This window comes from Pseudoalteromonas sp. NSLLW218 (genome assembly GCF_015864775.1).
GTDB lineage: Bacteria > Pseudomonadota > Gammaproteobacteria > Enterobacterales > Alteromonadaceae > Pseudoalteromonas.
The window spans coordinates 300,925-324,672 of record NZ_JADYWO010000001.1 but is presented as its reverse complement, the minus strand read 5'-3'; the positions used below and the strand labels follow the sequence as shown (position 1 = coordinate 324,672).

At 40.3% G+C, this 23,748-nt stretch carries 21 protein-coding genes and 1 other RNA gene; 6 read left to right on the top strand and 16 right to left on the bottom strand.

Annotated elements, in window-relative coordinates; genetic code table 11:
• The 12 genes from I6E80_RS01445 to mraZ are packed head-to-tail and all read right to left on the bottom strand — an operon-like array spanning position 1 to position 13,444.
• Positions 1 to 921: a D-alanine--D-alanine ligase gene (locus I6E80_RS01445; RefSeq protein WP_076923701.1), complete on the bottom strand. Its 921-nt coding sequence runs from the start codon at positions 919 to 921 to the stop codon at positions 1 to 3.
• Positions 918 to 2,369 (bottom strand): UDP-N-acetylmuramate--L-alanine ligase, encoded by a 1,452-nt coding sequence (gene murC / locus I6E80_RS01440; protein ID WP_024599291.1) that lies wholly within the window; start codon positions 2,367 to 2,369, stop codon positions 918 to 920. Before murC ends, I6E80_RS01445 begins: the two co-directional genes overlap by 4 nt.
• The gene (gene murG, locus I6E80_RS01435) at positions 2,370 to 3,446 is read right to left on the bottom strand and encodes an undecaprenyldiphospho-muramoylpentapeptide beta-N-acetylglucosaminyltransferase (protein WP_197184598.1); all 1,077 of its coding nucleotides are present in this window, start codon (positions 3,444 to 3,446) and stop codon (positions 2,370 to 2,372) included.
• On the bottom strand, positions 3,443 to 4,618 hold the full coding sequence (ftsW, locus tag I6E80_RS01430; RefSeq protein WP_024599289.1) for a cell division protein FtsW: 1,176 nt from the start codon (positions 4,616 to 4,618) through the stop codon (positions 3,443 to 3,445). Before ftsW ends, murG begins: the two co-directional genes overlap by 4 nt.
• Entirely contained in the window at positions 4,615 to 5,949 is a 1,335-nt protein-coding gene (gene murD, locus I6E80_RS01425) for a UDP-N-acetylmuramoyl-L-alanine--D-glutamate ligase (protein ID WP_197184597.1), read from the bottom strand. Before murD ends, ftsW begins: the two co-directional genes overlap by 4 nt.
• Positions 5,950 to 7,032 carry a phospho-N-acetylmuramoyl-pentapeptide-transferase gene (gene mraY, locus I6E80_RS01420; protein ID WP_024599287.1) on the bottom strand — a complete coding sequence of 361 codons (1,083 nt, stop codon included), beginning with the start codon at positions 7,030 to 7,032 and terminating at the stop codon, positions 5,950 to 5,952.
• On the bottom strand, positions 7,032 to 8,414 hold the full coding sequence (murF, locus tag I6E80_RS01415) for a UDP-N-acetylmuramoyl-tripeptide--D-alanyl-D-alanine ligase (protein ID WP_197184596.1): 1,383 nt from the start codon (positions 8,412 to 8,414) through the stop codon (positions 7,032 to 7,034). Before murF ends, mraY begins: the two co-directional genes overlap by 1 nt.
• Positions 8,411 to 9,889: a UDP-N-acetylmuramoyl-L-alanyl-D-glutamate--2,6-diaminopimelate ligase gene (gene murE / locus I6E80_RS01410; RefSeq protein ID WP_197184595.1), complete on the bottom strand. Its 1,479-nt coding sequence runs from the start codon at positions 9,887 to 9,889 to the stop codon at positions 8,411 to 8,413. The genes murF and murE overlap by 4 nt, the downstream gene beginning before the upstream one ends.
• Positions 9,882 to 11,699: a penicillin-binding transpeptidase domain-containing protein gene (locus I6E80_RS01405; protein WP_170071690.1), complete on the bottom strand. Its 1,818-nt coding sequence runs from the start codon at positions 11,697 to 11,699 to the stop codon at positions 9,882 to 9,884. Before I6E80_RS01405 ends, murE begins: the two co-directional genes overlap by 8 nt.
• Positions 11,696 to 12,022, bottom strand: coding sequence for a cell division protein FtsL (gene ftsL, locus I6E80_RS01400; RefSeq protein ID WP_007582915.1), 327 nt, complete (start codon positions 12,020 to 12,022; stop codon positions 11,696 to 11,698). Before ftsL ends, I6E80_RS01405 begins: the two co-directional genes overlap by 4 nt.
• A complete protein-coding gene (gene rsmH, locus I6E80_RS01395) occupies positions 12,019 to 12,957 on the bottom strand; it encodes a 16S rRNA (cytosine(1402)-N(4))-methyltransferase RsmH (protein ID WP_076923708.1) in 939 nt (312 codons plus the stop codon). Before rsmH ends, ftsL begins: the two co-directional genes overlap by 4 nt.
• Before the next feature lie 28 nt (positions 12,958 to 12,985).
• Positions 12,986 to 13,444 carry a division/cell wall cluster transcriptional repressor MraZ gene (mraZ, locus tag I6E80_RS01390; protein ID WP_007582904.1) on the bottom strand — a complete coding sequence of 153 codons (459 nt, stop codon included), beginning with the start codon at positions 13,442 to 13,444 and terminating at the stop codon, positions 12,986 to 12,988.
• Between the two features lie 498 nt (positions 13,445 to 13,942).
• Between mraZ and I6E80_RS01385 the strand changes: the two genes are divergently transcribed.
• The 3 genes from I6E80_RS01385 to I6E80_RS01375 are packed head-to-tail and all read left to right on the top strand — an operon-like array spanning position 13,943 to position 14,987.
• Positions 13,943 to 14,281, top strand: a complete 339-nt coding sequence (locus I6E80_RS01385; protein ID WP_010554292.1) for a hypothetical protein — start codon at positions 13,943 to 13,945, stop codon at positions 14,279 to 14,281.
• 6 nt (positions 14,282 to 14,287) lie between these two features.
• Positions 14,288 to 14,734: a hypothetical protein gene (locus I6E80_RS01380; protein WP_024590208.1), complete on the top strand. Its 447-nt coding sequence runs from the start codon at positions 14,288 to 14,290 to the stop codon at positions 14,732 to 14,734.
• Positions 14,735 to 14,744: 10 nt separating this feature from the next.
• Positions 14,745 to 14,987: a hypothetical protein gene (locus I6E80_RS01375; protein WP_024599282.1), complete on the top strand. Its 243-nt coding sequence runs from the start codon at positions 14,745 to 14,747 to the stop codon at positions 14,985 to 14,987.
• Between the two features lie 3 nt (positions 14,988 to 14,990).
• On the opposite strand, the gene I6E80_RS01370 is transcribed toward I6E80_RS01375, so the two are convergent.
• Together I6E80_RS01370 and I6E80_RS01365 are read right to left on the bottom strand one after the other, a co-directional pair.
• On the bottom strand, positions 14,991 to 15,965 hold the full coding sequence (locus I6E80_RS01370) for a glutathione S-transferase family protein (RefSeq protein WP_197184594.1): 975 nt from the start codon (positions 15,963 to 15,965) through the stop codon (positions 14,991 to 14,993).
• Between the two features lie 21 nt (positions 15,966 to 15,986).
• Complete coding sequence (locus I6E80_RS01365; protein ID WP_197184593.1) at positions 15,987 to 16,829, bottom strand: pirin family protein; 843 nt, start codon at positions 16,827 to 16,829, stop codon at positions 15,987 to 15,989.
• A 201-nt stretch (positions 16,830 to 17,030) separates the two neighbouring features.
• Here I6E80_RS01365 and I6E80_RS01360 point away from each other — a divergent pair, with 201 nt between their 5' ends.
• Positions 17,031 to 20,135 carry an EAL domain-containing protein gene (locus tag I6E80_RS01360; RefSeq protein ID WP_197184592.1) on the top strand — a complete coding sequence of 1,035 codons (3,105 nt, stop codon included), beginning with the start codon at positions 17,031 to 17,033 and terminating at the stop codon, positions 20,133 to 20,135.
• A gap of 89 nt (positions 20,136 to 20,224) precedes the next feature.
• On the top strand, positions 20,225 to 21,112 hold the full coding sequence (locus I6E80_RS01355) for a LysR family transcriptional regulator (RefSeq protein WP_197184591.1): 888 nt from the start codon (positions 20,225 to 20,227) through the stop codon (positions 21,110 to 21,112).
• Between the two features lie 3 nt (positions 21,113 to 21,115).
• Here the strand turns inward: I6E80_RS01355 and I6E80_RS01350 are convergent, their stop codons facing one another.
• On the bottom strand, positions 21,116 to 22,069 hold the full coding sequence (locus tag I6E80_RS01350) for a YihY/virulence factor BrkB family protein (protein WP_024599277.1): 954 nt from the start codon (positions 22,067 to 22,069) through the stop codon (positions 21,116 to 21,118).
• 117 nt (positions 22,070 to 22,186) lie between these two features.
• Here I6E80_RS01350 and I6E80_RS01345 point away from each other — a divergent pair, with 117 nt between their 5' ends.
• The gene (locus I6E80_RS01345) at positions 22,187 to 23,266 is read left to right on the top strand and encodes a mechanosensitive ion channel family protein (protein ID WP_197184590.1); all 1,080 of its coding nucleotides are present in this window, start codon (positions 22,187 to 22,189) and stop codon (positions 23,264 to 23,266) included.
• Positions 23,267 to 23,341: 75 nt separating this feature from the next.
• Here the strand turns inward: I6E80_RS01345 and rnpB are convergent.
• An RNA gene (gene rnpB / locus I6E80_RS01340) (RNase P RNA component class A) lies at positions 23,342 to 23,707 on the bottom strand.
• Positions 23,708 to 23,748: the final 41 nt, after the last annotated feature.

Here is a 23,748-nt window from a genome sequence, read left to right as displayed (position 1 = left end):
TTAAAGCGTTTGCTCTAAAATGCGAACAACTAATTGTTCAAAAGTTGCCCCATTCGCTTTTGCAGCCATTGGTACTAACGATTTTTCAGTCATGCCTGGTACTGTATTTACTTCAAGGAGATAAAAATTACCCTGCTCGTCTTGCATCGCATCAACACGGCCCCAGCCGCTTGCACCCACTAAATCAAAAGCATCTAGTGAGATAGCTTGTAAGTACTTAGTATCTTGCTCTGACAAATCTGCAGGGCAATGATACTGCGTAGTATTTGATTGATACTTAGCTTGGTAGTCGTAAAAACCATTTGGTGTCGTCATTTCAATGACTGGTTGTACTTCGTCGCCAAGCACTGTGATTGTAAACTCACGTCCCGTGATCCACTGCTCTACAAGCACTTGGTTATCAAACTTAAATGCATTAGCTAATGCATCTTCAAGTTCTTGTACTGTACTTGCTTGTGCCATACCTATACTTGAGCCTTCGTGCGATGGCTTAACCATTACCTTTTTAAACTCACCCATAATAGCTGCAGCATCAAAGCCTTTTTTGGCATCAACTACGGCATAAGGTGCGGTGCTTAATCCCGCTGATTTAAATAAGTGTTTACAACGTACTTTATCCATAGCAAGTGCTGAACCTAGTACATTACTGCCCGTGTAAGGCAAGTTCATAAATTCAAGCGCACCTTGTACAGTTCCGTCTTCGCCACCACGCCCATGCAAAGCAATAAAAACACGCTCTACATTTAATTCTTTTAATTCCCACAAAGAACGACTTTGTGGGTCAAATGCAATTGCATCAATACCACTATTTTGCAGTGCATTTAAAACAGCTTGACCCGATCGTAAAGACACTTCACGTTCTGCTGAGTTACCACCTAGCAGTACCGCTACTTTACCAAATTGTGTGTTTACCTGAGTCATACTTCACCTTGCTTAAGTTTTTCTATCGACATACCCGTCGCAGCTAATGTTTTAACTAACTGACCTATATTACCAGCGCCTTGAGTTAATACTAAATCATTATTTTGTAAATTTGCGGCCAAAACGCCAGCAAGTTCTGCATTTGTTGCTACATGCAGCGGCTCTTTGCCACGTTGACGAAGGCTACGGCATAAGCTTTTGCTGTCTGCGCCAACAATTGGATCTTCACCAGCGCTATACACATCAAGCAATAGCAACTGATCTACATCAGCAAGTACTTTTACAAAATCTTCGTATAAATCACGTGTACGAGAAAACCTATGAGGTTGATATACCATTACTAAACGCTTATCTGGCCATCCTTCACGTACTGCTGCAATTGTTGCTGCAACTTCTGAAGGGTGATGCCCGTAATCATCAACTAACATCACATTGCCACGCTCGTTTTCAAATTCACCATAGTGTTGAAAACGACGACCAATACCCTCAAACTTCTGCAGCGCTTCTAAAATTGCATGGTTCGCAATGTTTTGATCTTTTGCCACAGCAATTGCAGCGGTTGCATTGAGTGCGTTATGTCTACCTGGCATATTCAACGTGGCAGTTAAACACTCACCTTGCTTGTTAGTTACTGTAAATGTGCATGTATTAGCTGATTGGCTAAAGTCGCTCATGCGGTAATCAGCATCCTTCGATTCACCATACGTGATAACTGGGCGACCAAAACGCGGAATAAGTTCAGCAGCAACTTCAGAGTCAATACATACAACGGCTAAACCATAAAACGGCAAGTTATGAATAAAATCCACATAGGTGTCTTTCATCTTTTCAAGACTGCCACCGTAAGTATCCATGTGATCTTCTTCGATATTTGTGATCACCGATACCATTGGCTGTAAGTGTAAAAACGACGCATCGCTTTCATCTGCTTCTGCAATTAAAAAATCGCTTTTACCTACTTTTGCGTTACTACCTGCGCTATTTAACAAGCCACCAATGATAAACGTTGGATCAAGGCCTGCTTGTCCATAAATGCTTGCAATTAAGCTCGTTGTCGTTGTTTTACCATGCGTACCCGCAATGGCTATGCCGTGACGAAAACGCATTAGTTCAGCAAGCATTTCTGCACGGCGTACAACCGGAACTCTTGCGGCTTTAGCTGCGATAATTTCAGGGTTTGTTTCATCAATCGCGCTTGAAACAACCACTACATTGGCATCTTTCACGTTATTTTCATGATGGCCAATAAATACTTCAGCACCGGCTTTAATTAAACGATCTGTCATAGCGCTATGAGCAATGTCAGAACCTGTAATACGGTAGCCTTCAAATGCGAGTACTTCAGCAATCCCGCCCATACCAGCTCCACCAATACCGATAAAGTGGATGGTTTCTATTCGGCGCATTGCTGGGCGTGTATGCTTTTCTTGTACTGATATCTCTTTCACTTATTTTCTCTTATTTGTTACTTGCTCACAGTGCGTAGCTACGCTTGCTGTGGCATCTAAAATGGCTTGTTTTTTTGCATTTGTAGCCATTTCAGTAATTAATGAAGGTTGGGCTAAATACGGGCTTAATAGTTCAACAATTGATTGTTTATTAAACTGTTCTTGCGGCATTAATAATGCCCCATTCGCCATTACCAAATACTGTGCATTCGCTGTTTGGTGGTCGTCCACCGCATGAGGAAACGGGACAAAAACAGCCATTTTACCTGCCGCTGCGATTTCGCTAACAGTTAACGCACCTGCACGACAAACAACAATATCAGCCCAGCTATATGCTGCGTCCATATCATCAATAAATTCAGCTATTTTTGTATTACCGCCCGCTAAACCATGCTCTTTATAAGCTGCTTTTACAGTGGGCAAATGACCTTTACCTGTTTGATGCCACACATTTATTGGAGCTGTATTACTAAGGCCTTTAAATGCTTCTGGTAGCGTCTGATTAAGCACTTGTGCACCAAGCGACCCACCAACCACTAAAATATTAATAGGGCTTGATACATCGCGTTTGACTATATCCATTACACTTTGACGTACTGGATTACCTACTAGCTCAGCTTGTCCTTGTGCAAACGCACTTGGAAATGCTGCTAATACGCGTGTAGCAAACTTAGCAAGCCATTTATTGCTCATACCGGCTACAGCATTTTGCTCGTGAATAACCAGCGGGATACCTAAACTTTTTGCTGCAATTCCCGTTGGACCCGTAACATAACCGCCCATTGCAAGTACTACATCCGGGCGCTGTTCTTTCAATACCTTACGCGCTTGCAATATTGCATTAAGTACCATGAATGGGGCTTTAATGAGACGTTTTAACCCATTGCCACGAACACCTTTAACATTAATGAAATCAATATCAATGCCATGCTTAGGAACAACACTTGCTTCCATTCGATCAGGAGTGCCAATCCAGCTGACTTGCCAGCCCTGCTGCTTTAAATAATCGGCCACTGCAATGCCAGGAAAAATATGCCCGCCAGTTCCACCAGCCACTACTACTAATTTTTTACTCATCGCTTACCTCCGCGTGAGGTGGCTTGTTTGGTTGCCATTTTGGTTTCAAAATCTACGCGCAATAAAATACCCGTGGCAATCGTCATAATTAATAAGCTTGAGCCGCCATAAGAAATAAACGGCAGGGTTAAACCCTTCGTTGGTAAAATACCCGCACTTGCACCTACATTCACCATGGTTTGAAATGCAAACCAAATACCAATGGCAAATGAAAAGTAGCCTTCGTATTCCTTACCGCATTTAAGCGCTTGTTGACCTATTAATAAGGCTCTAAATACTAAAGTAGCTAATACCGTTAAAATACTTACAACGCCTATTAAGCCGAGCTCTTCACCTATAACGGCAAAAATAAAATCGTTATGCGCTTCAGGTAAATATTGTAGTTTTTGTACGCTGTTACCTAAGCCTTGACCAAACCAACCACCTTGGCTATACGCCATTAGTGATTGCACCAACTGATAACCTTTACCAAAAGGATCATCCCAAGGGTCTAAAAAGCCTACAACACGCGCCATTCGATATGGTTCAACAATAATTAGTAATACAACCAGACCCACGCCCGTTAAAATAAGTACAAAAAACTGCCATAATTTAGCACCAGCTAAAAACAGCAAGCCAACCGTTGTTACAAACATAACAACTACTGTGCCTAAATCGGGCTGTAGTAAAATAAGTAATGCATACACTGCAAATACTGCTATTGGCTTTGCAAAACCTTTAATATTTTCTTGTACTTCTTCGCGTTTTCTTACTAAGTAGCCAGCTATATAACTAAAAAAGTATAACTTAGCGGCCTCAGCAACCTGAAAACCAACAGGTCCAATAGGTATCCATCGTTTAGCGCCGTTCACTTCACGACCAATAATCAATACTGCTATTAATAGCACCATACCCAGTATTAATAGGTAAGGGTTTGAACGTTTCCACCACTCCATTGGCACGCAAACGCTTATCCAAAAAAGTACAAAAGCCATCGCCAAAAACATGCTGTGGCGAATGGTAATATGGTACGGGTCATCAAATAGTCGCTCTGCGGTGGGCATTGATGCACTGGTTACCATGATAAAACCAACACCAATTAGCATTATTACGCAGTATAATAGCGGCACATCGTATAACTGCCCTGAAGGCTTAGGTGTTAACGCATCTCTTATATCGGCAAAAGCAATCATGATTGCCCTGCCATTACACACTGAACGAAGTCATCACCGCGTTGCATATAGTTGTTATACATATCAATGCTGGCACATGCGGGTGCCAATAAAACAATATTGCCTGTACTACTAAGCACTTTGGCCAAAGCAACGGCTTCTTCCATATTGTTAGTTAAATAACTCTTGTTGGTAATCGCAGCTAAATCACTTGCATCTTTGCCAAAACAAATTAATGCTTTTACATGCTGTTTTATATAAGGTTTAAGCGCATTTAAATCAGCGCCTTTAGCATCGCCACCAGCAATCACAATCAGGTTTTCACCGTCACTTGCTAAACTATCTATTGCAGCAATGGTTGCTCCAACATTGGTAGCCTTTGAATCGTTAAAATACTTTACACCGTTAAGCTCAGCTATAAATTGGCAGCGATGAGCCAATCCATTAAATTGACCTAACGCATTTTTATATTGCTCTTTGCTTACTTCAAACGAGCTTAAGAGCGCCATTACTGCAAGCGTATTTAAATAATTGTGCTTACCCACTACCGCAAGCGTATCGACAGGTAAAAAGGCATCGCCTTTAAGCATAAAATGAGTTTCGCCATTGTGCTGCGCTAAATGGTAATCACCTTGTTGAGCACCAAAGCTAATTAGAGGAGCCGTTCCGCGCTCAACAGGACGTGTTTGAATGTCGTCTGCATTGACAACAATAAGCTCTGCGAACTTATAAATACTAAGCTTTGAGTCTATATAAGCTTGGTAACTGTCATAGCGGTCAAGATGATCTTCAGACACATTTAATACCGTTGCACTTACTGGTTTTAAACTCGTTGTGGTATCTAACTGAAAACTCGATAACTCAAGTACATACACATCAAAATCATCATTGAGTAAATCAAGTACCGCTGTGCCAATATTCCCACCCAAAGCAACTTTATAACCGGCTTCTTTTAACACTTCATAAGCGAGCGTAACCACGGTTGACTTACCGTTAGAGCCCGTTACTGCAACGACAGGTTTTGTATTAATGCGCGCAAATAACTCAACGTCACCAATCACTTCAACACCTGCGTTAATTGCATTTGCAACAGCTGGTATTTTTAAGCTAAGCCCAGGGCTTATAATAATCATATCGCTTGAACAAAGCTCTGCGTCATCCAAATTACCAAAGTGGGTATCTAGAGTTGGCGCGTGCTCTTTTAACCAATCAATCCCCGGCGGGGTTGCTCGGCTATCAACGACCTTGGGGGCAAGGCCATGAGATAATAGAAAACGCACAATGCCCAGACCGGTTACACCGAGTCCGAGCACTGTTATTTGTTTGTTTTTTATCTCGTTTAAATACTGCATTTATCGAATCTTTAAAGTAGCTAAGCCAGTAAGCACTAGCACAACAGAAATAATCCAAAAGCGCACAATAACGCGAGGCTCTGGCCAACCTTTTAATTCGTAATGATGGTGAATTGGCGCCATTCTAAAAATGCGTTGTCCCCGTAATTTATACGACCCCACTTGTAATATTACCGATAGCGCTTCCATTACAAATACACCGCCCATAATAATAAGCAGTAACTCTTGGCGTACTAAAACAGCAATAATACCTAATGCGCCACCAAGTGCTAATGAGCCAACATCGCCCATAAATACTTGTGCTGGGTAAGTGTTAAACCATAAAAAGCCAAGCCCTGCGCCTACAATGGCAGTACACACAACCACAAGCTCACTCGCTAGCGGTAAATGTGGAATATGTAAGTAAGCCGAAAAGTTAATATTACCTGTTAAGTAAGCAATAATTGCCAATGCCGCAGCCACCAAAATAATTGGCACAATCGCCAAGCCATCTAAGCCATCGGTCAGGTTTACCGCGTTTGATGTACCTACTATCGCAAAATACGTAAGTACGATATAAAACAAACCTAATTGCGGTAACACGTCTTTAAAAAATGGAACAACAAGTGATGTTTCAGATGCTTGTGCACTGGTAAAGTACAAAGCAGTAGCAACAACTAATGCAATGACCGACTGCCAAAAGTACTTCCACTTAGCAATTAAACCTTTTGGATCTTTACGAATAACTTTACGGTAATCATCAACAAAGCCAACAATACCTAAAGAGCCAATTACAAACAGTGTTGCCCATACGTATTTATTTGATAAATCGGCCCAAAGTAGCGTGCTGGTAAAAATAGCCGCTAAAATAAGTAAACCGCCCATAGTCGGCGTACCCGACTTAGACAAATGCGATTGCGGACCATCGTCACGAACTGTTTGGCCTATTTGCATACGTTGCAAACCACGAATTAACTTAGGCCCTAAATAAAGAGACATAATTAGCGCAGTTAAAATACCTAAAATGGCACGTAGCGTTAAATACGAAAAAACATGAAAACCACTAAAATACTGTGTTAAATACTCTGCCAGCCAAACTAACATTATGATACTCCATTGATGGCTTGTTGCTGGCCATTAACTAAATCGGTTACTAATAATTCCATGCGAGAACTGCGCGATCCTTTCACTACTATTGTTGTTTTAGTATTCACTTTATTAATACTGTCTTGAATTTTTTGCTGCATCTGTTCGCGACTCGAAAAGTGACGATTAGGGAGTTCAAACACATCACTTGCGTATTTACTTAATACACCTAATGTAAATAACTCATCAATCCCTTGCTCAAGTGCGTACTCGCCAACTTCTTGATGGTACTTACGTGCATCTTCACCTAGCTCCCCCATGTCTCCGAGTGCTAAAATGCGGTGACCTTGCATATCACTTAACAAGTCAATCGCAGCCTTTACCGACTTAACATTGGCATTATAGGTATCATCAACCACGGTGAGTAAATCAGACACTTCAATTAAATTAACGCGCCCTTTTACATCACCCATTGTGGCAAGTGCATTGGCTATTTCTTCAAGGGTTACATCAAATTCACTAGTCAGTGCAGCAGCGATAAGTGCATTACTAATATTGTGCTTACCAGGTAGCGCTAAAGTAACAGGTACTTGCTTGTTTTTAGTGCAAAGCGTAAAGCTTGCACGCGCATTGGCATCAAGCGTGATGTTCTCTGCCCAAATATCTAGCTTTTCGGTTGTAGAAAAACGTTTAACATTACGTCCTTCAAGCTTATCTAACCAATACTGGCTAAATTCACTATCGCAGTTAACAATAGCAACGCCGTCATCTTTTAGGCCGTCAAAAATCTCACCTTTAGCTTTTGCAACCCCCATTAAACTACCAAAACCTTCTAAGTGAGCTGCTGCAACATTGCATACAACGGCTACATCTGGTTTTGTCATTGCAGTGGTGTAAGCAATTTCACCTAAGTGATTTGCACCTAGCTCAATTACTGCAAAACGATGTTGAGGCTCTAAGCGCAATAACGTAAGTGGGACGCCAATATCGTTATTAAAATTACCTTTAGTAGCTAATACATCACCGTGAACCGACAAAATTGCCGCACACATTTCTTTTACAGTTGTTTTGCCTACACTACCTGTAATTGCAATTGTTTTAGGCGCCACTTGCGCCATAACAGCAGTGCCAATTACACCAAGTGCAATACGAGTATCGCTCACTATAAATTGTGGAATATCTACATCTACTTTATGCTGAACAACAACGCCAATCGCGCCTTTTTGTTTAGCCTCAGTTATAAATTTATGACCATCAAAATTTGGCCCTTTCAGTGCTAAAAACACTTCGCCATCGCACACTGTACGAGTATCAGTATTTATATTAAGTACGCGTTGATTATCACCTTGATAATCGGTTGTTAGCACATTAGCTAACCAATCAAAATCCATTGGGATCATTGTGTTATCCCTCTTACTGCTTTTTTTAGTTGTTCTTGTACATACCGGCGATCGCAAAAGTCGATTCGCGTATCACCTATAATTTGATAATCTTCGTGGCCTTTACCTGCAATCAAAATAACGTCATCAGCTGTAGCGTTTTCTATAGCAAAACGAATTGCAGTCGCTCTATCAGCCTCTAAATGTGCATTTTGAGGATGGGTTAAACCGGCTGCTACATCTGCAATAATGTCATCAGGGTTTTCTGAGCGAGGGTTATCACTGGTAATAATAACTTTATTAGCGTTTTGCTCTGCGGCTTGCGCCATCAATGCACGCTTTCCTTTATCTCTGTCGCCACCACAACCAAATACACAACTTACACCACCTGGCACATGTTGCTGCAATGCTTGTAATGCAAGTGCAAGTGCATCGGGTGTATGTGCGTAATCAACAACACACGTTGGCATGCCTGCTTGGCTAAATGCTTGCATTCGCCCAGCTACTGGCTGTAACTGCGCACAACCTGAAACTAATTGCTCAAGCGGATAACCAAGCCCTAGTAATGTAGCGATCGCGGCCGTTAAGTTATATAAGTTGAATTCGCCAAACAGAGGCGATTTAATCGATATATCACCCCAACTAGTCGATAACTGCGCCGAAATACCGTCACTTGAATATTCAACATTAGAAAAATAAACGTACTGAGCATTCTTAGGGGCTAAGTTTTTGCGGCCATAACAAACTAGGTTATTAAAGTCATACTTTTCAAGCCATTGCTCAGCTTGAGCATCATCTTGATTAAGCACTACAACTTGCGGTTCAAAATCACGGAAAAGCATTAGTTTCGCATCACCGTAACTTGCCATATCACCATGGTAATCTAAGTGATCGCGCGAAAGATTAGTAAACACAGCCGCTTTAAACGCGCATTTAGCAACGCGCTGCTGCACTAACCCATGAGATGACACTTCCATAGCTACCAGCTTTTTATGCTGCGAATTTAAATCGCTCAAAATATGCTGTAAATCAACCGTTGAAGGTGTGGTATTAATCAGTGGAATTAAGTTATCAGGATGACCATAACCTAAAGTGCCTATAATAGCCGACTCAGTACTACAAAATTGTGCTAAGTGGGCAATCATAGCTGTGGTCGTCGATTTCCCATTTGTACCTGTGACACCAATTAAATCAAGAGCCTGACTTGGCTGGTTATAAAAGCGACTTGCTAATTCTGGAAGCTTTTTATCAAGCTCCGAAACTAAATATAGTGGCTCAAAACTTGTTTCAAATTCACATAATCTGTCAGCAATAATTGCTGTTGCGCCATTTTCAATTGCTTTACTAATAAATTGTCCGCCATCAAGTGCATGGCCTTTAATTGCAACAAATACATCACCTGGCGTTACTTCACGACTATCTAGGCGTAAATGTTTTACCAGTTGCGAGGGCGCATCTATTTCGATGTATTTTAAAATATCCTTTAAATCACGCATCGTTATCTTTACCTTGTACGTATGCAACCTCTTCCTTGTCAGGCGCTACGTTTAATATTCTTAATGCGTTAGAGATGATTTCTGCAAATGCAGGGCCAGCGGTGGCACCTCCATAGTACACATCACCACCTGGTTCATTAATCATAACTACCACGGCTAAACGAGGATTACTTGCCGGCGCTACACCTGCAAAATAACCTACATATTCATCACCATAACCACCTGCTACGGCTTTTTTAGATGTACCTGTTTTACCAGCTGCACGATACCCATCAACTTTTATGTTGCGAGCAGTACCGTCTTTTTCAAATACACTTTCCATCATGTGCACTACGGCTTCTACGTCTTTTTGTTTAAAAATACGTTCGCCTTCAGGTATATTATCTTGCTTTAAAATAGTCAGAGGTCGGTTAACCCCGCCAGCACCTAACATGGTATAAAAACGTGCCATTTGCGCTGTACTTACCGAAATCGCATAACCAAACGATAAAGTCGCAATTTCAAAGTCAGACCAACGGCGATTTGGATAAAACAAACCGCTGCTTTCACCTACCATTCCAGTGCCAGTATCACTGCCAAAGCCTACTTTTTGGTATAAGCCAACAAGGTAATCTTTAGGCACTAACTGAGTAACCTTCGCAACTCCCATGTTTGAGGAGTACTTTAATATTTCGCGCAGTGTTAGTTCGCCGTGATTACGAGTATCTCTAACTAAACTACCACCTAAACGCATCCAACCTGGGTAGGTATCAATCGTGTCATCTGCCTGAATGGCGCCGTAGTCTAGCCCAGCCAAAATGGCTAGAGGCTTAACAGTTGAGCCTGGTTCAAACAAATCTGTAATTGCGCGGTTACGACGCTTATGAGGTGCAGCATCGCTTAAGTTGTTTGGATTAAATGAAGGGCTATTTACCATTGCCAGTACTTCACCGGTTTTAACATCAACTACCATAGCTGAGCCCGATGTGGCTTTATAAGTCAATACAGCTGATTTTACAGCCTTGTATGCAATAGCTTGAATTCGTTGATCAATACTTAGTTCTATACTTTCTGGCTCTACACGTTCACGCTCGTCAAGTACTTCTACCTCACGCCCTTGTGCGTCTTTACGAATGGTACGGCGGCCTTCCTCGCCCGTTAAAGCGTTTTCGTATAGCTTTTCAATGCCTTCAATGCCTTTGCCATCGATATTGGTAAAACCAATAACATGCGCGGTAACTTCACCTGCAGGGTAGTAGCGTTTAGATTCATCTAATAAATGGATACCAGGGAGGCGTAAATCACCAATATAATTTGCTACAGCAGGAGTAACTTGGCGCTTTAAATACACAAAGCGACGCGAAGGATCGTTTAAAAGTCGAGAATTAATCTTTTTAGGATCAATCCGCAGCACATCTGCAAGCTCACGCCAGCGTAAATCGTTTTTATAATAAAGTGCAGTACGCTTATCAAGCTCAGCAGTGTTTTCAGTTAAAGATAAGTGATCTTCGCCGCTTTTGCGTGCTTGTTTGATTACTTTAGAAACAAGCGATTTATGTAATGCTTTAGGATCAGCATATACACTTACCACAGGCACACTTACCGCTAATTCTTTACCATTGCGGTCAAAAATCATTCCACGTTGCACATGCAGTTTTTCAACACGTACCGTGCGCTTATCACTTTCTGAACGGGCTTTATCGGGTTCTATCACTTGTAAATAAGCAGCGCGAGATACGAGTGTTACAAACACCATAAACACAACTGTACACACCAGCATAAAGCGCCATGTGATTAAATTAGTGACTGGTTTTTTGCCTCTATTTCTCATTGTACTATTATTACCTGCTCATCTTGACTCGTAGGTCGTTTCATTTTTAATTGTGATATAGCAACTTCTTCAATGCGTGCATGTTGCGAATAAAATTCTTCTTCAACAAGTAAGTAGCGCCACTCTAAATCGAGTTCATCACGTTCTTGTAATAATTGATCTTGCTTAATAAGTTGCCCACGAGCTAAATGTGTTGTTTGCACAACAGCTAAACTAGAAGCGAATATCACAACCAACAAGGCCGAGGTTAGCTTGTTAGCACCTAGGCCTTTTAATATTTCAAAGAATAAATTGGGTTGACGATAGCTCGCTTTTTTACTCATCCCAACCTCTGTGCAATCCTAAGTACAGAACTACGAGAACGTGGATTACGTTCTACTTCAACAGTACTTGGCTTAATAGCCTTACCCACTGCTTTTAACGTCAGGTTTTTATTTATTTGTGCATCAGTTAAAGGCAGACCTCTGGGTAACACTTCTCCCCTACTCTGTTTTCTAATAAACTGTTTTACAATACGATCCTCTAGTGAGTGAAACGAAATCACCACTAAACGACCGCCTGGCTTTAGCACTTTAACTGCAGACTGTAGCGCTGTTTGAATCTCTTCAAGCTCGCTATTAATGTAAATACGAATCGCCTGAAAAGTACGTGTTGCAGGGTGCTTAAACTTATCTTTTACCGGTACTGCTTCATCAACAAGGTCAGCAAGTTGCTTTGTTGTTGTAATTGGCGTGTGCTCACGAACTTCGAGTACTTTGTGTGCAATGCGTTTACCAAACTTTTCTTCGCCCAGTTTTTTAATTACGTGGGTAATATCATCTAACTCGGCTTCTGCTAACCACTGTGCTGCACTACGGCCTGTTGTTGGGTCCATGCGCATATCAAGTGGCCCATCTTTCATGAAACTAAAGCCACGCGCAGCGTCATCAAGTTGTGGCGACGAAACACCAATGTCTAATAAAATGCCATCCACTTTACCAATTAGATCGTTCTGCTCAGCTACTTCGTATAAATTTGAAAAACGAGTATGTGCAATCGCAAAACGTGGATCATCAGCAAATTTTTCGGCTGATTTTATCGCTTGTGGATCTTGGTCAATTGCTTGCAGGCGACCTTCATCACCAAGGCGTGCTAAAATTTGTCCAGAGTGGCCGCCACGTCCAAACGTACCATCCATGTATATACCGTCTGGCTTAATTGCGAGGGCATCGATGGTTTCGTCCATTAATACGGATACGTGTTCAAATTGCGCTGTCATTAGCTATTATTTGCCTTTTTTTGTGCTGTTAGAGTGTAAAATTATCTAAATCTTGGTTAGGCTCAAAATCGCCAAGTCTTTCAAGCTCGGTATCTTGCTGCATTTGTTCGTGCCAACGCGCCTCATCCCAAATTTCAAATTTATTCATCAAACCAACTAGCATGATTTTTTTGCCAAGTGATGCATGAGCCCGCAGTGACGGCGCAAGCAAAATTCGACCATTTTTATCAAGTTGATATTCAGTAGCATTCCCGAGCAACATACGCTGCATTCGACGGGCTCGTGGGTTCATATTGGAGATTTTAGCTAAACGGCTTTCTATTTCGAGCCACTCAGCCAGCGGATACAACCATAAACACGGCTCATTTAATGCGACGGTACAAATAACCGTTCCCTGATCTTCAGACAATAGAGATTCTCGGTACTTAGTCGGTACCGCAAAACGCCCCTTATCATCCAAACTCAGTGAACTCGCGCCACGAAACATAAAAAACCTACTTTAAAATTGTTTTATTCAACTTTTGTTTATTTTTATCCAGTGTGATCCACTAAAAACCACTTTTTACCACAGTGCTCCAGTTTAGGGCTTGACAAGCCATTTTGTCAAGTAAGCTGACCAGCTTTAGTGAGTCCCAAAGCTAGAAAAAATAAGGGTTCAAGCGAAGCGTTTGAATTATGTGGGAAAAAGTGGGATTGTGATGAAAAAAATATCTATTCTGTTTTTTATAACTTTCTGTTTACACGCTTTGCTTACTGAATAACCAATGAATATTTACAACTTTTTAAGCATTTTTACTCCCTTTGTAAAATTTACCTAACCGTGTAGTAATAGTTACTGTTTGCTTTAAATTATCAAATGTGAAAAAGCTACACGCAAACAACAAAAGATAACATATTCAATAACTTAAAATAAAAAACAGTTTTGGTTTAATCATTGCATTATCTAAATCACTATTTAAATTTTTTAACTTATTAAGGATTGATTATGGCTACTGCAACAAATACGAAACCAAACACAACTTCAGATGTTAAGCCTGACGTTAAACTAACAAATACTGAATCACCTCTTACAGAGAAAGCAACATCAGCGGCACACGATGCTGTAGATGCACTTTCTAGCAAAGCAGCAACAGCTGAAAGCAGTGTTCGTAAAGGCGCTTCAAGCTCAGCAGAAGCATTAAGTGAAAAACAACTTATTGCACGCGAAAAGTTAAGTGAATGTACAGCTAAAACTCGTGCATTTGCTTCTGAAAACCCATTAGCAACAGCGGGTATTGCTTTTGCTGCGGGTATGCTGATTACATCACTATTTCGTCGTAAGTAATTAGTGATGAATAACCCACAAACAAGCGCAGCCAAGGATGGTGAAGCGCAAAACCAAACTACTGAGCAGCAGAGCCAAAAGGACGATTGGCAAGATCATATCGCAAAGCTTTTAGAGTACTCTAAGCAGCTCAAGGATGATTACCAAACTCAAGGAAAGATCACCCATCAGCTTGCTAAGGCTGAATGGCGGTTGTCGCTCAGATCGCTTGCATTGATCACTATATTTTTAGGCTGTTTTGCCAGTGGTTTGGTTTTGTTGTGGGCAGGATTTTTGGGTGCTGTTGGATACGGTGTATATGATCTTTTTGGGTCAGTATGGCTGAGTATTGCAACAGCTACATTGCTGCAAGTTGCTTGTTTAGCATGGCTTTGGAAAAATACGGTTTACCTAAGCAATAAAATTGGCTTTAGTAAAACACTTAAAAGCTTAAAACAGCTGTTTAACTTATAAGGAAATTACTATGTTAGTTAACTACTTAATTAAAGCACCTAATGAAAACGTTGATGCTCTTAGTAAGCAAATGCATACGCGCAGTGAGCTGAAACGCCAACATCATGCAGCGTTTCAATATAGGCTAAAGCGTTTTGCCGCAACTAAAGTGGGACTGACAAGTGCCTTTTTAGCCGGTGCAGCTGTACAAGCAGGAAAAGGCGAAACCAGCTTTGTAAGAAAATACGGCTGGCTTGTTAGGCTATTTGCTTAAACATTAAACATTTCTACCGTGATCGGATAAGTAATCAATATTTGGGCCACTTGGCACAATTTGTGTTGGATTGATCATTGTATGGCTAAAATAGTAATGACGTTTAATGTGGTAAAAATCAACCGTCTCTGCCACACCTTCAACTTGATATAAATCTCTAAGGTATCCGCTCAAAGCTGGGTAGCTTTCAATTGTCCGCAAATTACACTTAAAGTGACCAACATACACACTATCAAACCGAATGAGCGTGGTGAACAATCGCCAATCAGCTTCTGTGAGTTCATTTGTGGCTAAATAACGCTGCTTGCTCAGTATCCCCTCTACTTTATCGAGCGCTTTAAAAACATCATTAAATGCCTCTTTATAAGCATCCTGAGTTGTTGCAAAACCCGTACGATATACACCATTATTTATATTTGGATAAATCAGCGCGTTTAATTCGTCAATTTTTGGTTGCAGCGCCTCAGGGTAGTAGTCATCGTTATTACCTGTTAACCCATTAAACGCACTATTGAACATACGTATAATATCGGCAGACTCATTACTGACAATTTTATTGAGCTTTTTATCCCACAATACGGGTACGGTGACTCGCCCGGAGTACTTTGAGTTACTTTTTGTATACACTTGATGTAAGTAGTTACTATTAAATAAAGCATCGCCAGTACTGTGGTTTTTCGTATCAAATTCCCAGCCACTATCAAGCATATCAGGGCTAACAACCGATACCGTAACTAACTCTTCCAACCCCTTTAACGCTCTAAATATAAGTGTTCGGTGAGCCCAAGGACATGCTAGCGATACATATAAATGATACCTGTTCGCTTGTGCTTTAAAACCTGCGTCACCGGTTATTCCAGCACTGCCATCAGCAGTAATCCAATGGCGTAACTGCGCAGCTTCGCGTTCAAACTTACCATTACTTGAATCAGTGTCGTACCATTTATCTTGCCATTGACCGTTAACTAATAATCCCATAAAACTCTCCTAAAAATACTGTTAAATTTTGCCAAACTTGCCATTTTTATAATCATGTACCGCTTGCTGTACTTCATCTTGCGTCGTCATTACAAACGGCCCCATATGAGCAATTGGTTGATTAAGTGGATCGCCAGCTAAAATCAATACACCAGCGCCGTGCTCAGAGCTAATATTAATATCACTGCCTGGTTCTAAAATAAGTAACTTACCCGCTGGTATTATTTGATTGTCGCTCATTATTAGTGAGCCGCTATGAATATAAAGCATTACTTTTTGTTGGCTAAGAGGCTCTAAATCCATGCTTTTACCAGCAGGTAATGTAATATCAGCGAGCGCAGCATTGGCAGCTAAACTTTGCAGAGTGCTTGTAAGTGTTTCACTTTCGAACTGCCACGATCCCGCAAGTGCTTTTAACGTCACACCTTGTGTATTTGTAAAACTCGGAGCTGGGTTTTTAGTCGTATCTTGATAACGTGAATCACGCATTTTTTGTGCGCTTGGCATATTGATCCAAATTTGAAAGCCATGCAGACCATCAACAGCATCAGCGAGTGGCATTTCACTGTGCATGACGCCGCGCCCTGTACTCATCCATTGCACATCGCCTGCTTTAATTGCTTCTCTGTTACCCATTTGGTCACGATGTTCAAAGCCACCTTTTAGAATATAAGTAAACGTTTCAATACCTCGGTGCGGATGCTCAGGAAAGCCTCCCATATACTCTTTTTTGTCGTCTGACTTAAGTTCATCAATCATTAAAAATGGATCTAAGTATTTACCATCAAACCCAGGTATACGGCTAATGTTCACGCCATCACCATCTTGAGTTGCATAAGCTGTCAGTATTTTTAATATTTTCATTTTTTAATTCACTCTAAAGCATAAGTTTATGAGGCTATTAAATCATTCATTAAACAAAACAACTATGTCTTTAAATCGACCTTAACATTCCAAAAAATAGAACTATAATGATTCATTGGTTATATTTTCAACCTTATAATTACTATGGTTATTTGGAGTGAATTTGGCTACAATTGTTATTGCAAAATACAAAACTAAGGAATGGTTATTTTTACTTATTCTCTCAAACATCAGCTTTATCGTTTGCTTATACTGTTAAGTATTCCAGGCACTGCTGTAATTATTTTTACACTGCTGCTTGAGCGCGATCACTCTATTGAGCAAAGTGAAAAAAAAGTAGAAAACATTGCTAAGCAATTAATTTTACAGCAAAAGCATTTAGTCGATGATATTAACCGGTTAGCGCGTTACTTAGCTAAAGAGGAAAGTAAGAAAGAAAATCTAGCAACGTCCTGCCCTAATTATTTTAATCAATTTAGAGCTATATACGCGCACGTTGCCAATATCGGGATTGTAAATCCAAATGGCATTGTTATATGCACAACAAGCGGGTTAGCCAAAAAAATAAATATTGCCGATCGGGCGTATTTTCAAAACGCCTTAAAAAGCAACCAATTGTCGGTAGGTTATTTTCAGCACGACCGAAGCCTGCAAAAAAACACCCTTAATTTTGCGTTACCTATTATTAATAAAAAAAATGTAATACAGGGCGTTGTAGTTATCGTTGTTGCGCTAGACTGGTGGAATAATGCATTTAATGACATTGAACTTCCGCCGGGCTCTATTGCTGCAATTGCTGATTCTAACGGAAAAATTTTAGCGCGTTATCCTCCTACAACAGCCACGCTTGGCGATAATATCGCACAGACTTTATTAGCAACTGATTCTTCGATTGATACTGAGGCATCAACAAAAATAAAATCTATTGAAGGTGAAGCCCGAATGCTTCATCACTCTGTTATTTATAGCGATCCGAGTAACAACAGCTTAAATATACATATCGCACTTCCTGTCACGCATGCTTTAAAACAAATAAATAATAACTTTTTTATAGCGATTGGTGTGTTTATTTTATCGCTACTGATACTGTCTTTAATTGCACGAAAACTACTTAAAACAAGTATTATCGACCCAATTAATAATCTAACAAATGCAACAAATGTGCTAGCTAAGGGCGAAATGCCCGCACAAAATATACAGCCCAATAATCCCGAACTAAATACTCTTTATCAGCATTTTAAATCAATGGCGCAAACTAGGTTAACAGCCGAGGCTAATTTAAAAAACAAGCATGACGAGCTTACTAGCTTGCTTAATACTCTGCCTGATAGTTACGTTAGAATTAACATCCATGGCGATATTCTCAACATAACGGGGCAATTTAAGCCCCAAGTAAACCCAAATAGCACTGCCGCACCTCATTTATCATCAATACTTTCACACAGCAATGTTCAGCTTTTATTATCGCAGTTATCTAAACTTGATGTTTCGAGCAATTTAGAATTCACACTCGAAAAATCAGATCCTAAACGCAGCTTTGAAGCGCGTATTAGTGCTATGCAAAGCAAAAATGAATACGTTGTTGTACTACGTGATATAACACAGCGAAAAGTAAATGAAGAAGCACTCCACCTTGCCTCACTAGTGTATAACAACAGTAGTGAAGGTATGGCAATCACCGATCCAACAGGTATTATATTTGATGTGAATCCTGCATTTAGTAAAACGACCTTATATAGTAAAGAAGACGTTATTGGGCGGTCCTCTTCAATTCTTTCATCAGGAAAACATGATAAGAAATTTTACAATAAAATGTGGTCAGAGTTACAGCAAACTGGCCGTTGGCAAGGCGAGGTTATTAACCGTAAAAAGAGCGGGCAGTTGTACTCTGAGTGGCTCACAATCGATACGGTTTATGATGAAAATAATGCACCAATTCGTCGAATCGCGATATTCACAGACCTCACAGAGAAAAAACAAGCTGATGAAACTATTTGGCGACAAGCTCACTTTGATCACTTAACAGACTTGCCAAATCGTTTAGAGTTAAAAGAGCGATTAAATAAACGATTTTCAAATGTTGTTACTCCAGATAATCAATTGATTGTCATGCTTTTAGATATTGATCACTTTAAAGATATTAATGACACTTTGGGCCATCACTATGGCGACAACTTATTAAAACTCGTATCACAACGCATAGTACAGTCGGCAAAGAATGCTGACTTTGTGGCTAGGATTGGTGGTGATGAGTTTGTTATTGTGTTCAATCAAATTAAAAGTACGCGCCATATTAATCAAATCGCGAGTAATATTTTACTTAGCTTATCGTCAGCTTTAAATCTTGAAAACGAAGAGTTATTTATTAGTGCAAGCATAGGTATTGCATGCGCCCCAAATGATGGTAAAAATACTGAACAGCTTTTAAAAGCAGCCGACCAGGCTATGTATAAAGCAAAGAGTAATGGTCGTAATTGTTTTGAGTTTTTTTCTGCTGACATGCGCGAATATGCACATGCTCGCATGGTGCTATTAAAAGACTTACGAAGTGCCATTGAACTTGAACAGTTTAAGTTATTTTATCAACCTATTGTTGCTTTAAATGATTTACATATTCATAAAGCTGAAGCGCTGATACGTTGGCAACATCCTGAAAAAGGGCTAATCAGCCCTATCGCATTTATTCCACTTGCTGAAGAAACCAGGCAAATAAATGCAATTGGCCAATTTGTATTTGCCCAAGCCCTTCAAACACTTAACGATATAAAAACACTAACCGATGATACTTTTCAAATAAGTGTAAATGTATCGCCAGTGCAATTATCCACGCCAGAGAGTGGCATAGATGAATGGTACGATATGCTAAAAGCAGCAAAACTACCTGCTTCGTCAATTGTCGCAGAAATAACTGAAGGCTTAATGGTTAATCCTGAAGCGCTAACACAAAGACGCCTAAAAGAAATCGTGAAATCAGGAATGCAGCTAGCTCTTGATGATTTTGGCACTGGATATTCATCGCTCGCTTACCTACAAGAAATGGACACCGACTATTTAAAAATAGATAAGCGTTTTGTCGATAATATTCAAATAGGCAGCCAAGAACTTGCATTGTGTGAAGCCATAATCGTTATGGCGCATCAGTTGGGCTTAAAAGTAATCGCCGAAGGAATTGAAACTAAATTACAAATGCAGCTATTACTGGAAGCTGGATGCGATTACGGACAAGGTTATTTGTTTTCAAAACCTTTAAATAAAAGCAGTTTTATGGCACTTCTAGCGGATAAAAAAGTAGCTTTGTTAAAATAAATAGACAAAAAATAACTGTTACGCAATAAATAATGCGTCTGCGCGGTCAAGTTAAGCAATCAGATATAAAGTAGTAACAGGATTTTAAAATGGCAAAAGCAACATTAGAGCAATGGCGAATGTTTAAAGCTGTTGTAGATCATGGCGGGTTCGCAGGCGCAAGCGCAGCTGTACATAAAAGTCAGTCAACCGTACACCATGCAGTGCAAAAACTTGAAGCCGCCTTGCAAATTAAGTTGCTTGAAGTAAAAGGTCGTAAAGCATTTTTAACCGATAGCGGTAAGCTTATTTTACGCAGAGCTGAATTTTTAATTGAAGAAGCAACTAAAATAGAATCGGTAGCAACTACGCTTAGCGAAGGCGTAGAGAGCACATTAAAAATAGCCGTTGATGAAGTGTTCCCACACGCTATTTTATACCAGGCACTTGCTAAAACGAGTGAGCTTTACCCTCTTTTAAAAATTGATTTAGTAGAAAGCGTGCTAACCGGTGCAAACGAATTACTACATAACTCAGTAGTTGATTTAGCCATTTCATCAATTCCTATTTATGGAATTAGCTGCAGTACGCTATGCGATATAGAGTTTATAGCGGTTGCGCATAAAGACCATATATTACAACAGCATAGTGAACAACTCAACTTTCGAGACTTAAAGTTACATAGACAAATAGTAGTTCGCGATTCAGCAACCCACACCAGTCACAATGAAGGCTGGTTAGGTGCTGATATGCGCTGGACAGTGAGCCATTTACGCAACTCTATTGATATGGTTAGTCAAAATTTAGGTTACGCTTGGCTGCCAAAAACACAAATTGCACATTTAATTGAAGATAAAACGCTCATCGCGCTTAATTTAGATCAAGGTACAACCCGTACTCTTAATTTATATTTAATGTGCAACGACAACGACAGGCTTGGCCCTGCAGCACAAGAATTTAAAGAGCAAATTACTGCACTTACTAATTTAGCTAGCTAATAGCTATTCGTTTTTTACATCGAGGTGATCTGCTACATAGGCGCCTCGCTGCCCACGCTCTTTAGCTGGGCCTATAGTACTGTCTTTACCTGTTTGCTGTTCAGTTGCAGCATTAATAACAGCACCTAATGTGATTATATAAGCGCTGATATACAACCACATCAACATGATCACTACACCACCTAGTGAGCCGTAAGTTTCGTTGTAACTAGAAAAACGCGACACATAAAAAGAAAAACCTATAGATGCCAAAATCCACAGCACGGTTGCAATAGACGATCCCATCGTGATCCAACGCCATTTAGCGGGTTTACGATGCGGGGCATAACGATATAAAAGTACTAATGCAAAATTAAAGGTAAAAGCCAGTAATGGCCAAGAGATAAGTTTAATTAATAAATCTATACTTTCTTTTAGCCCCACCAAGTTTAGTACGATGGGTAAAATACCAATAATTAATAATGCAAAAATTGCGACAACAATCGCTCCTACTGAAAATAAAAAACGCACTAATTGAGCTTGAAAAAATGAGCGTTTTTCATATTCACGATAACTAATATTACACGCAGTTATAAGTGCTTGGCTGCCCTTTGAACTACTCCAAATGGTAAGTATGAGCGTACCGATTGCACTTAAGCTCAAGCTTGCACTTGATGTTTTAGCAAGGCTAGAAACCTGAGATAAAATTAGTTCACTGGTGCTTGGTGGAAGCAAAGTAACTATTTTACTTAAGTGCTCACTAATATCTGTTGGGGATGAAAAGTACGCATACACTGATACCATCGCCGCAATGGCTGGAAAAATAGCAAGTAACGCATAAAATGCCACACCCGCCGCCACTATAGATAAATTATCTTCGCTCATTTGCTTAAAAATACGTTTAACAATATCCCACCAGCCTATAAAAGGGATATGTGCAGGCTGCTCTGCTTCCTGTCCTCGTTTAGCTTCTTTCATTCTAAACCTCAATATTTATATTACGTTACTACAGCAAAATATTTGCCAAGTTATAAGCGTTTGGTATCAAACTTGCTAATATTTATCTATAAATGACTCAAACACGGAAGATAAGCCATGCTCGGCACCCTAAAAAGTAGTGTAGCGCTAGATAATACAGCACCAATGACTGAAGTAATCACAGTCGATACACTTTCGTGGAATTACTTTTATGAGCAAGCCGTGCAATTACTTCACGTAACAGCGCAAATATTACCCACTCTTTTACTCGGGGTCATACTTTTAGTACTCAGTTACTTAATTTCAGGACCTCTTTCTCGATTACTTATAAAGCCTATTGACTACATGACTGACAGCAAGCTTGTTCACCTAGTTGTAAGACGCAGTATAAGCACTTTAATTATTTTATTCGGCGTATATTTATTTTTACGTTTAGCTGGGCTCACTCAGTTTGCTGTTGCGATTATGAGTGGTACCGGATTAATAGGTTTAATACTTGGCTTTGCTTTTAGAGACATAGCAGAGAACTTTATTGCTAGTTTATTACTGAGTGTACAAAGACCTTTTAAAATTGATGATGTAATTGAAGTAGATGGCCGATTAGGTATTGTTAAAAAAGTAACCGCAAGAGCAACCACGCTTGTTGATTACGATGGCAATCATATTCAAATACCCAATGCGACGGTATATAAAAATACCATTAAAAACCTGACTGCCAATCCGAAAATGCGCGGGAAAGTAGAAATTGGTATTGGCTATGATAACGATATACGCAGCGCGCAAACTCTTGCCCTAGATATTGCGAATCAACAAAATGCGGTACTTAGCGACCCGCCCGCGCAGGTTTTAATAAAAAACTTAGGCTCATCAACAATTAACTTTGTTTTGTATTTTTGGGTTAATAGCGAGCAGCACAGCCCATTAAAAGTAGGCTCTCAACTTATGCGCGAATTAGTCAATGAGTTCACAAAACAAAACATCAGTATGCCAGATGACGCACGAGAAAGAATTATACTCACCGACCCTAGTGAAAGTGTTTCTAGTTTAGAGGAAAAACAACCATCGCAAATACAAAACGGAAAGAATGAAACTGTTGAGCAAACTAAAAGACTTGATGATGTCAGCAGTGATACCGACGAAATACGCGAACAAGCAGAGCAATCAAGAGACCCAGAACAAGGGAAAAATATTATTTAAGGATACTTAAATTGTATTTAAGTAAAATTGAGACACAAAAAAGCCCGCAGTGTTAACTGCGGGCTTTTTATTGAATGAGTGAGTCAGCCTATAAGCCGGGTTTTGTCCTTTCCGAAGAAAGTGATAATCATTCGTCTAGGCCATAAATCGCTCTATGGCTCAAGCAACCTACCCGGTTCCAACGTGGGCCACGCCATAAGGAACCCTATTTGGTCTTGCTCCGAGTGGAGTTTACCTTGCAACCGACTATTACTAGCGGCCCGGTGCGCTCTTACCGCACCCTTTCACCCTTACCAACCCGAAGATTGGCGGTCTCCTCTCTGCTGCACTTGTCGTGGGCTCACGCCCCCCAGCCGTTAGCTGGCACTCTGCCCTATGGAGCCCGGACTTTCCTCCCCCTGATCATTTTCGTCACAGGCAGCGATCATCTTGGCTGACTCGGCGCGCAGTATACATGAGGCTAATACCAAGCGCAGTAAAAT

What these genes read in the sequence shown, in the direction of transcription:
- murE (WP_197184595.1), bottom strand. Translation starts at nt 9,889, where the DNA reads ATGCGTGATTTAAAGGATATTTTAAAATACATCGAAATAGATGCGCCC.
- I6E80_RS01360 (WP_197184592.1), top strand. Translation starts at nt 17,031, where the DNA reads ATGGTTATTTTTACTTATTCTCTCAAACATCAGCTTTATCGTTTGCTT.
- murG (WP_197184598.1), bottom strand. Translation starts at nt 3,446, where the DNA reads ATGAGTAAAAAATTAGTAGTAGTGGCTGGTGGAACTGGCGGGCATATT.
- I6E80_RS01365 (WP_197184593.1), bottom strand. Translation starts at nt 16,829, where the DNA reads ATGAAAATATTAAAAATACTGACAGCTTATGCAACTCAAGATGGTGAT.
- I6E80_RS01345 (WP_197184590.1), top strand. Translation starts at nt 22,187, where the DNA reads ATGCTCGGCACCCTAAAAAGTAGTGTAGCGCTAGATAATACAGCACCA.
- I6E80_RS01370 (WP_197184594.1), bottom strand. Translation starts at nt 15,965, where the DNA reads ATGGGATTATTAGTTAACGGTCAATGGCAAGATAAATGGTACGACACT.
- I6E80_RS01355 (WP_197184591.1), top strand. Translation starts at nt 20,225, where the DNA reads ATGGCAAAAGCAACATTAGAGCAATGGCGAATGTTTAAAGCTGTTGTA.
- I6E80_RS01385 (WP_010554292.1), top strand. Translation starts at nt 13,943, where the DNA reads ATGGCTACTGCAACAAATACGAAACCAAACACAACTTCAGATGTTAAG.
- I6E80_RS01375 (WP_024599282.1), top strand. Translation starts at nt 14,745, where the DNA reads ATGTTAGTTAACTACTTAATTAAAGCACCTAATGAAAACGTTGATGCT.
- ftsW (WP_024599289.1), bottom strand. Translation starts at nt 4,618, where the DNA reads ATGATTGCTTTTGCCGATATAAGAGATGCGTTAACACCTAAGCCTTCA.
- I6E80_RS01445 (WP_076923701.1), bottom strand. Translation starts at nt 921, where the DNA reads ATGACTCAGGTAAACACACAATTTGGTAAAGTAGCGGTACTGCTAGGT.
- I6E80_RS01350 (WP_024599277.1), bottom strand. Translation starts at nt 22,069, where the DNA reads ATGAAAGAAGCTAAACGAGGACAGGAAGCAGAGCAGCCTGCACATATC.
- murD (WP_197184597.1), bottom strand. Translation starts at nt 5,949, where the DNA reads ATGCAGTATTTAAACGAGATAAAAAACAAACAAATAACAGTGCTCGGA.
- mraY (WP_024599287.1), bottom strand. Translation starts at nt 7,032, where the DNA reads ATGTTAGTTTGGCTGGCAGAGTATTTAACACAGTATTTTAGTGGTTTT.
- rsmH (WP_076923708.1), bottom strand. Translation starts at nt 12,957, where the DNA reads ATGACAGCGCAATTTGAACACGTATCCGTATTAATGGACGAAACCATC.
- I6E80_RS01380 (WP_024590208.1), top strand. Translation starts at nt 14,288, where the DNA reads ATGAATAACCCACAAACAAGCGCAGCCAAGGATGGTGAAGCGCAAAAC.
- mraZ (WP_007582904.1), bottom strand. Translation starts at nt 13,444, where the DNA reads ATGTTTCGTGGCGCGAGTTCACTGAGTTTGGATGATAAGGGGCGTTTT.
- I6E80_RS01405 (WP_170071690.1), bottom strand. Translation starts at nt 11,699, where the DNA reads ATGAGAAATAGAGGCAAAAAACCAGTCACTAATTTAATCACATGGCGC.
- ftsL (WP_007582915.1), bottom strand. Translation starts at nt 12,022, where the DNA reads ATGAGTAAAAAAGCGAGCTATCGTCAACCCAATTTATTCTTTGAAATA.
- murF (WP_197184596.1), bottom strand. Translation starts at nt 8,414, where the DNA reads ATGATCCCAATGGATTTTGATTGGTTAGCTAATGTGCTAACAACCGAT.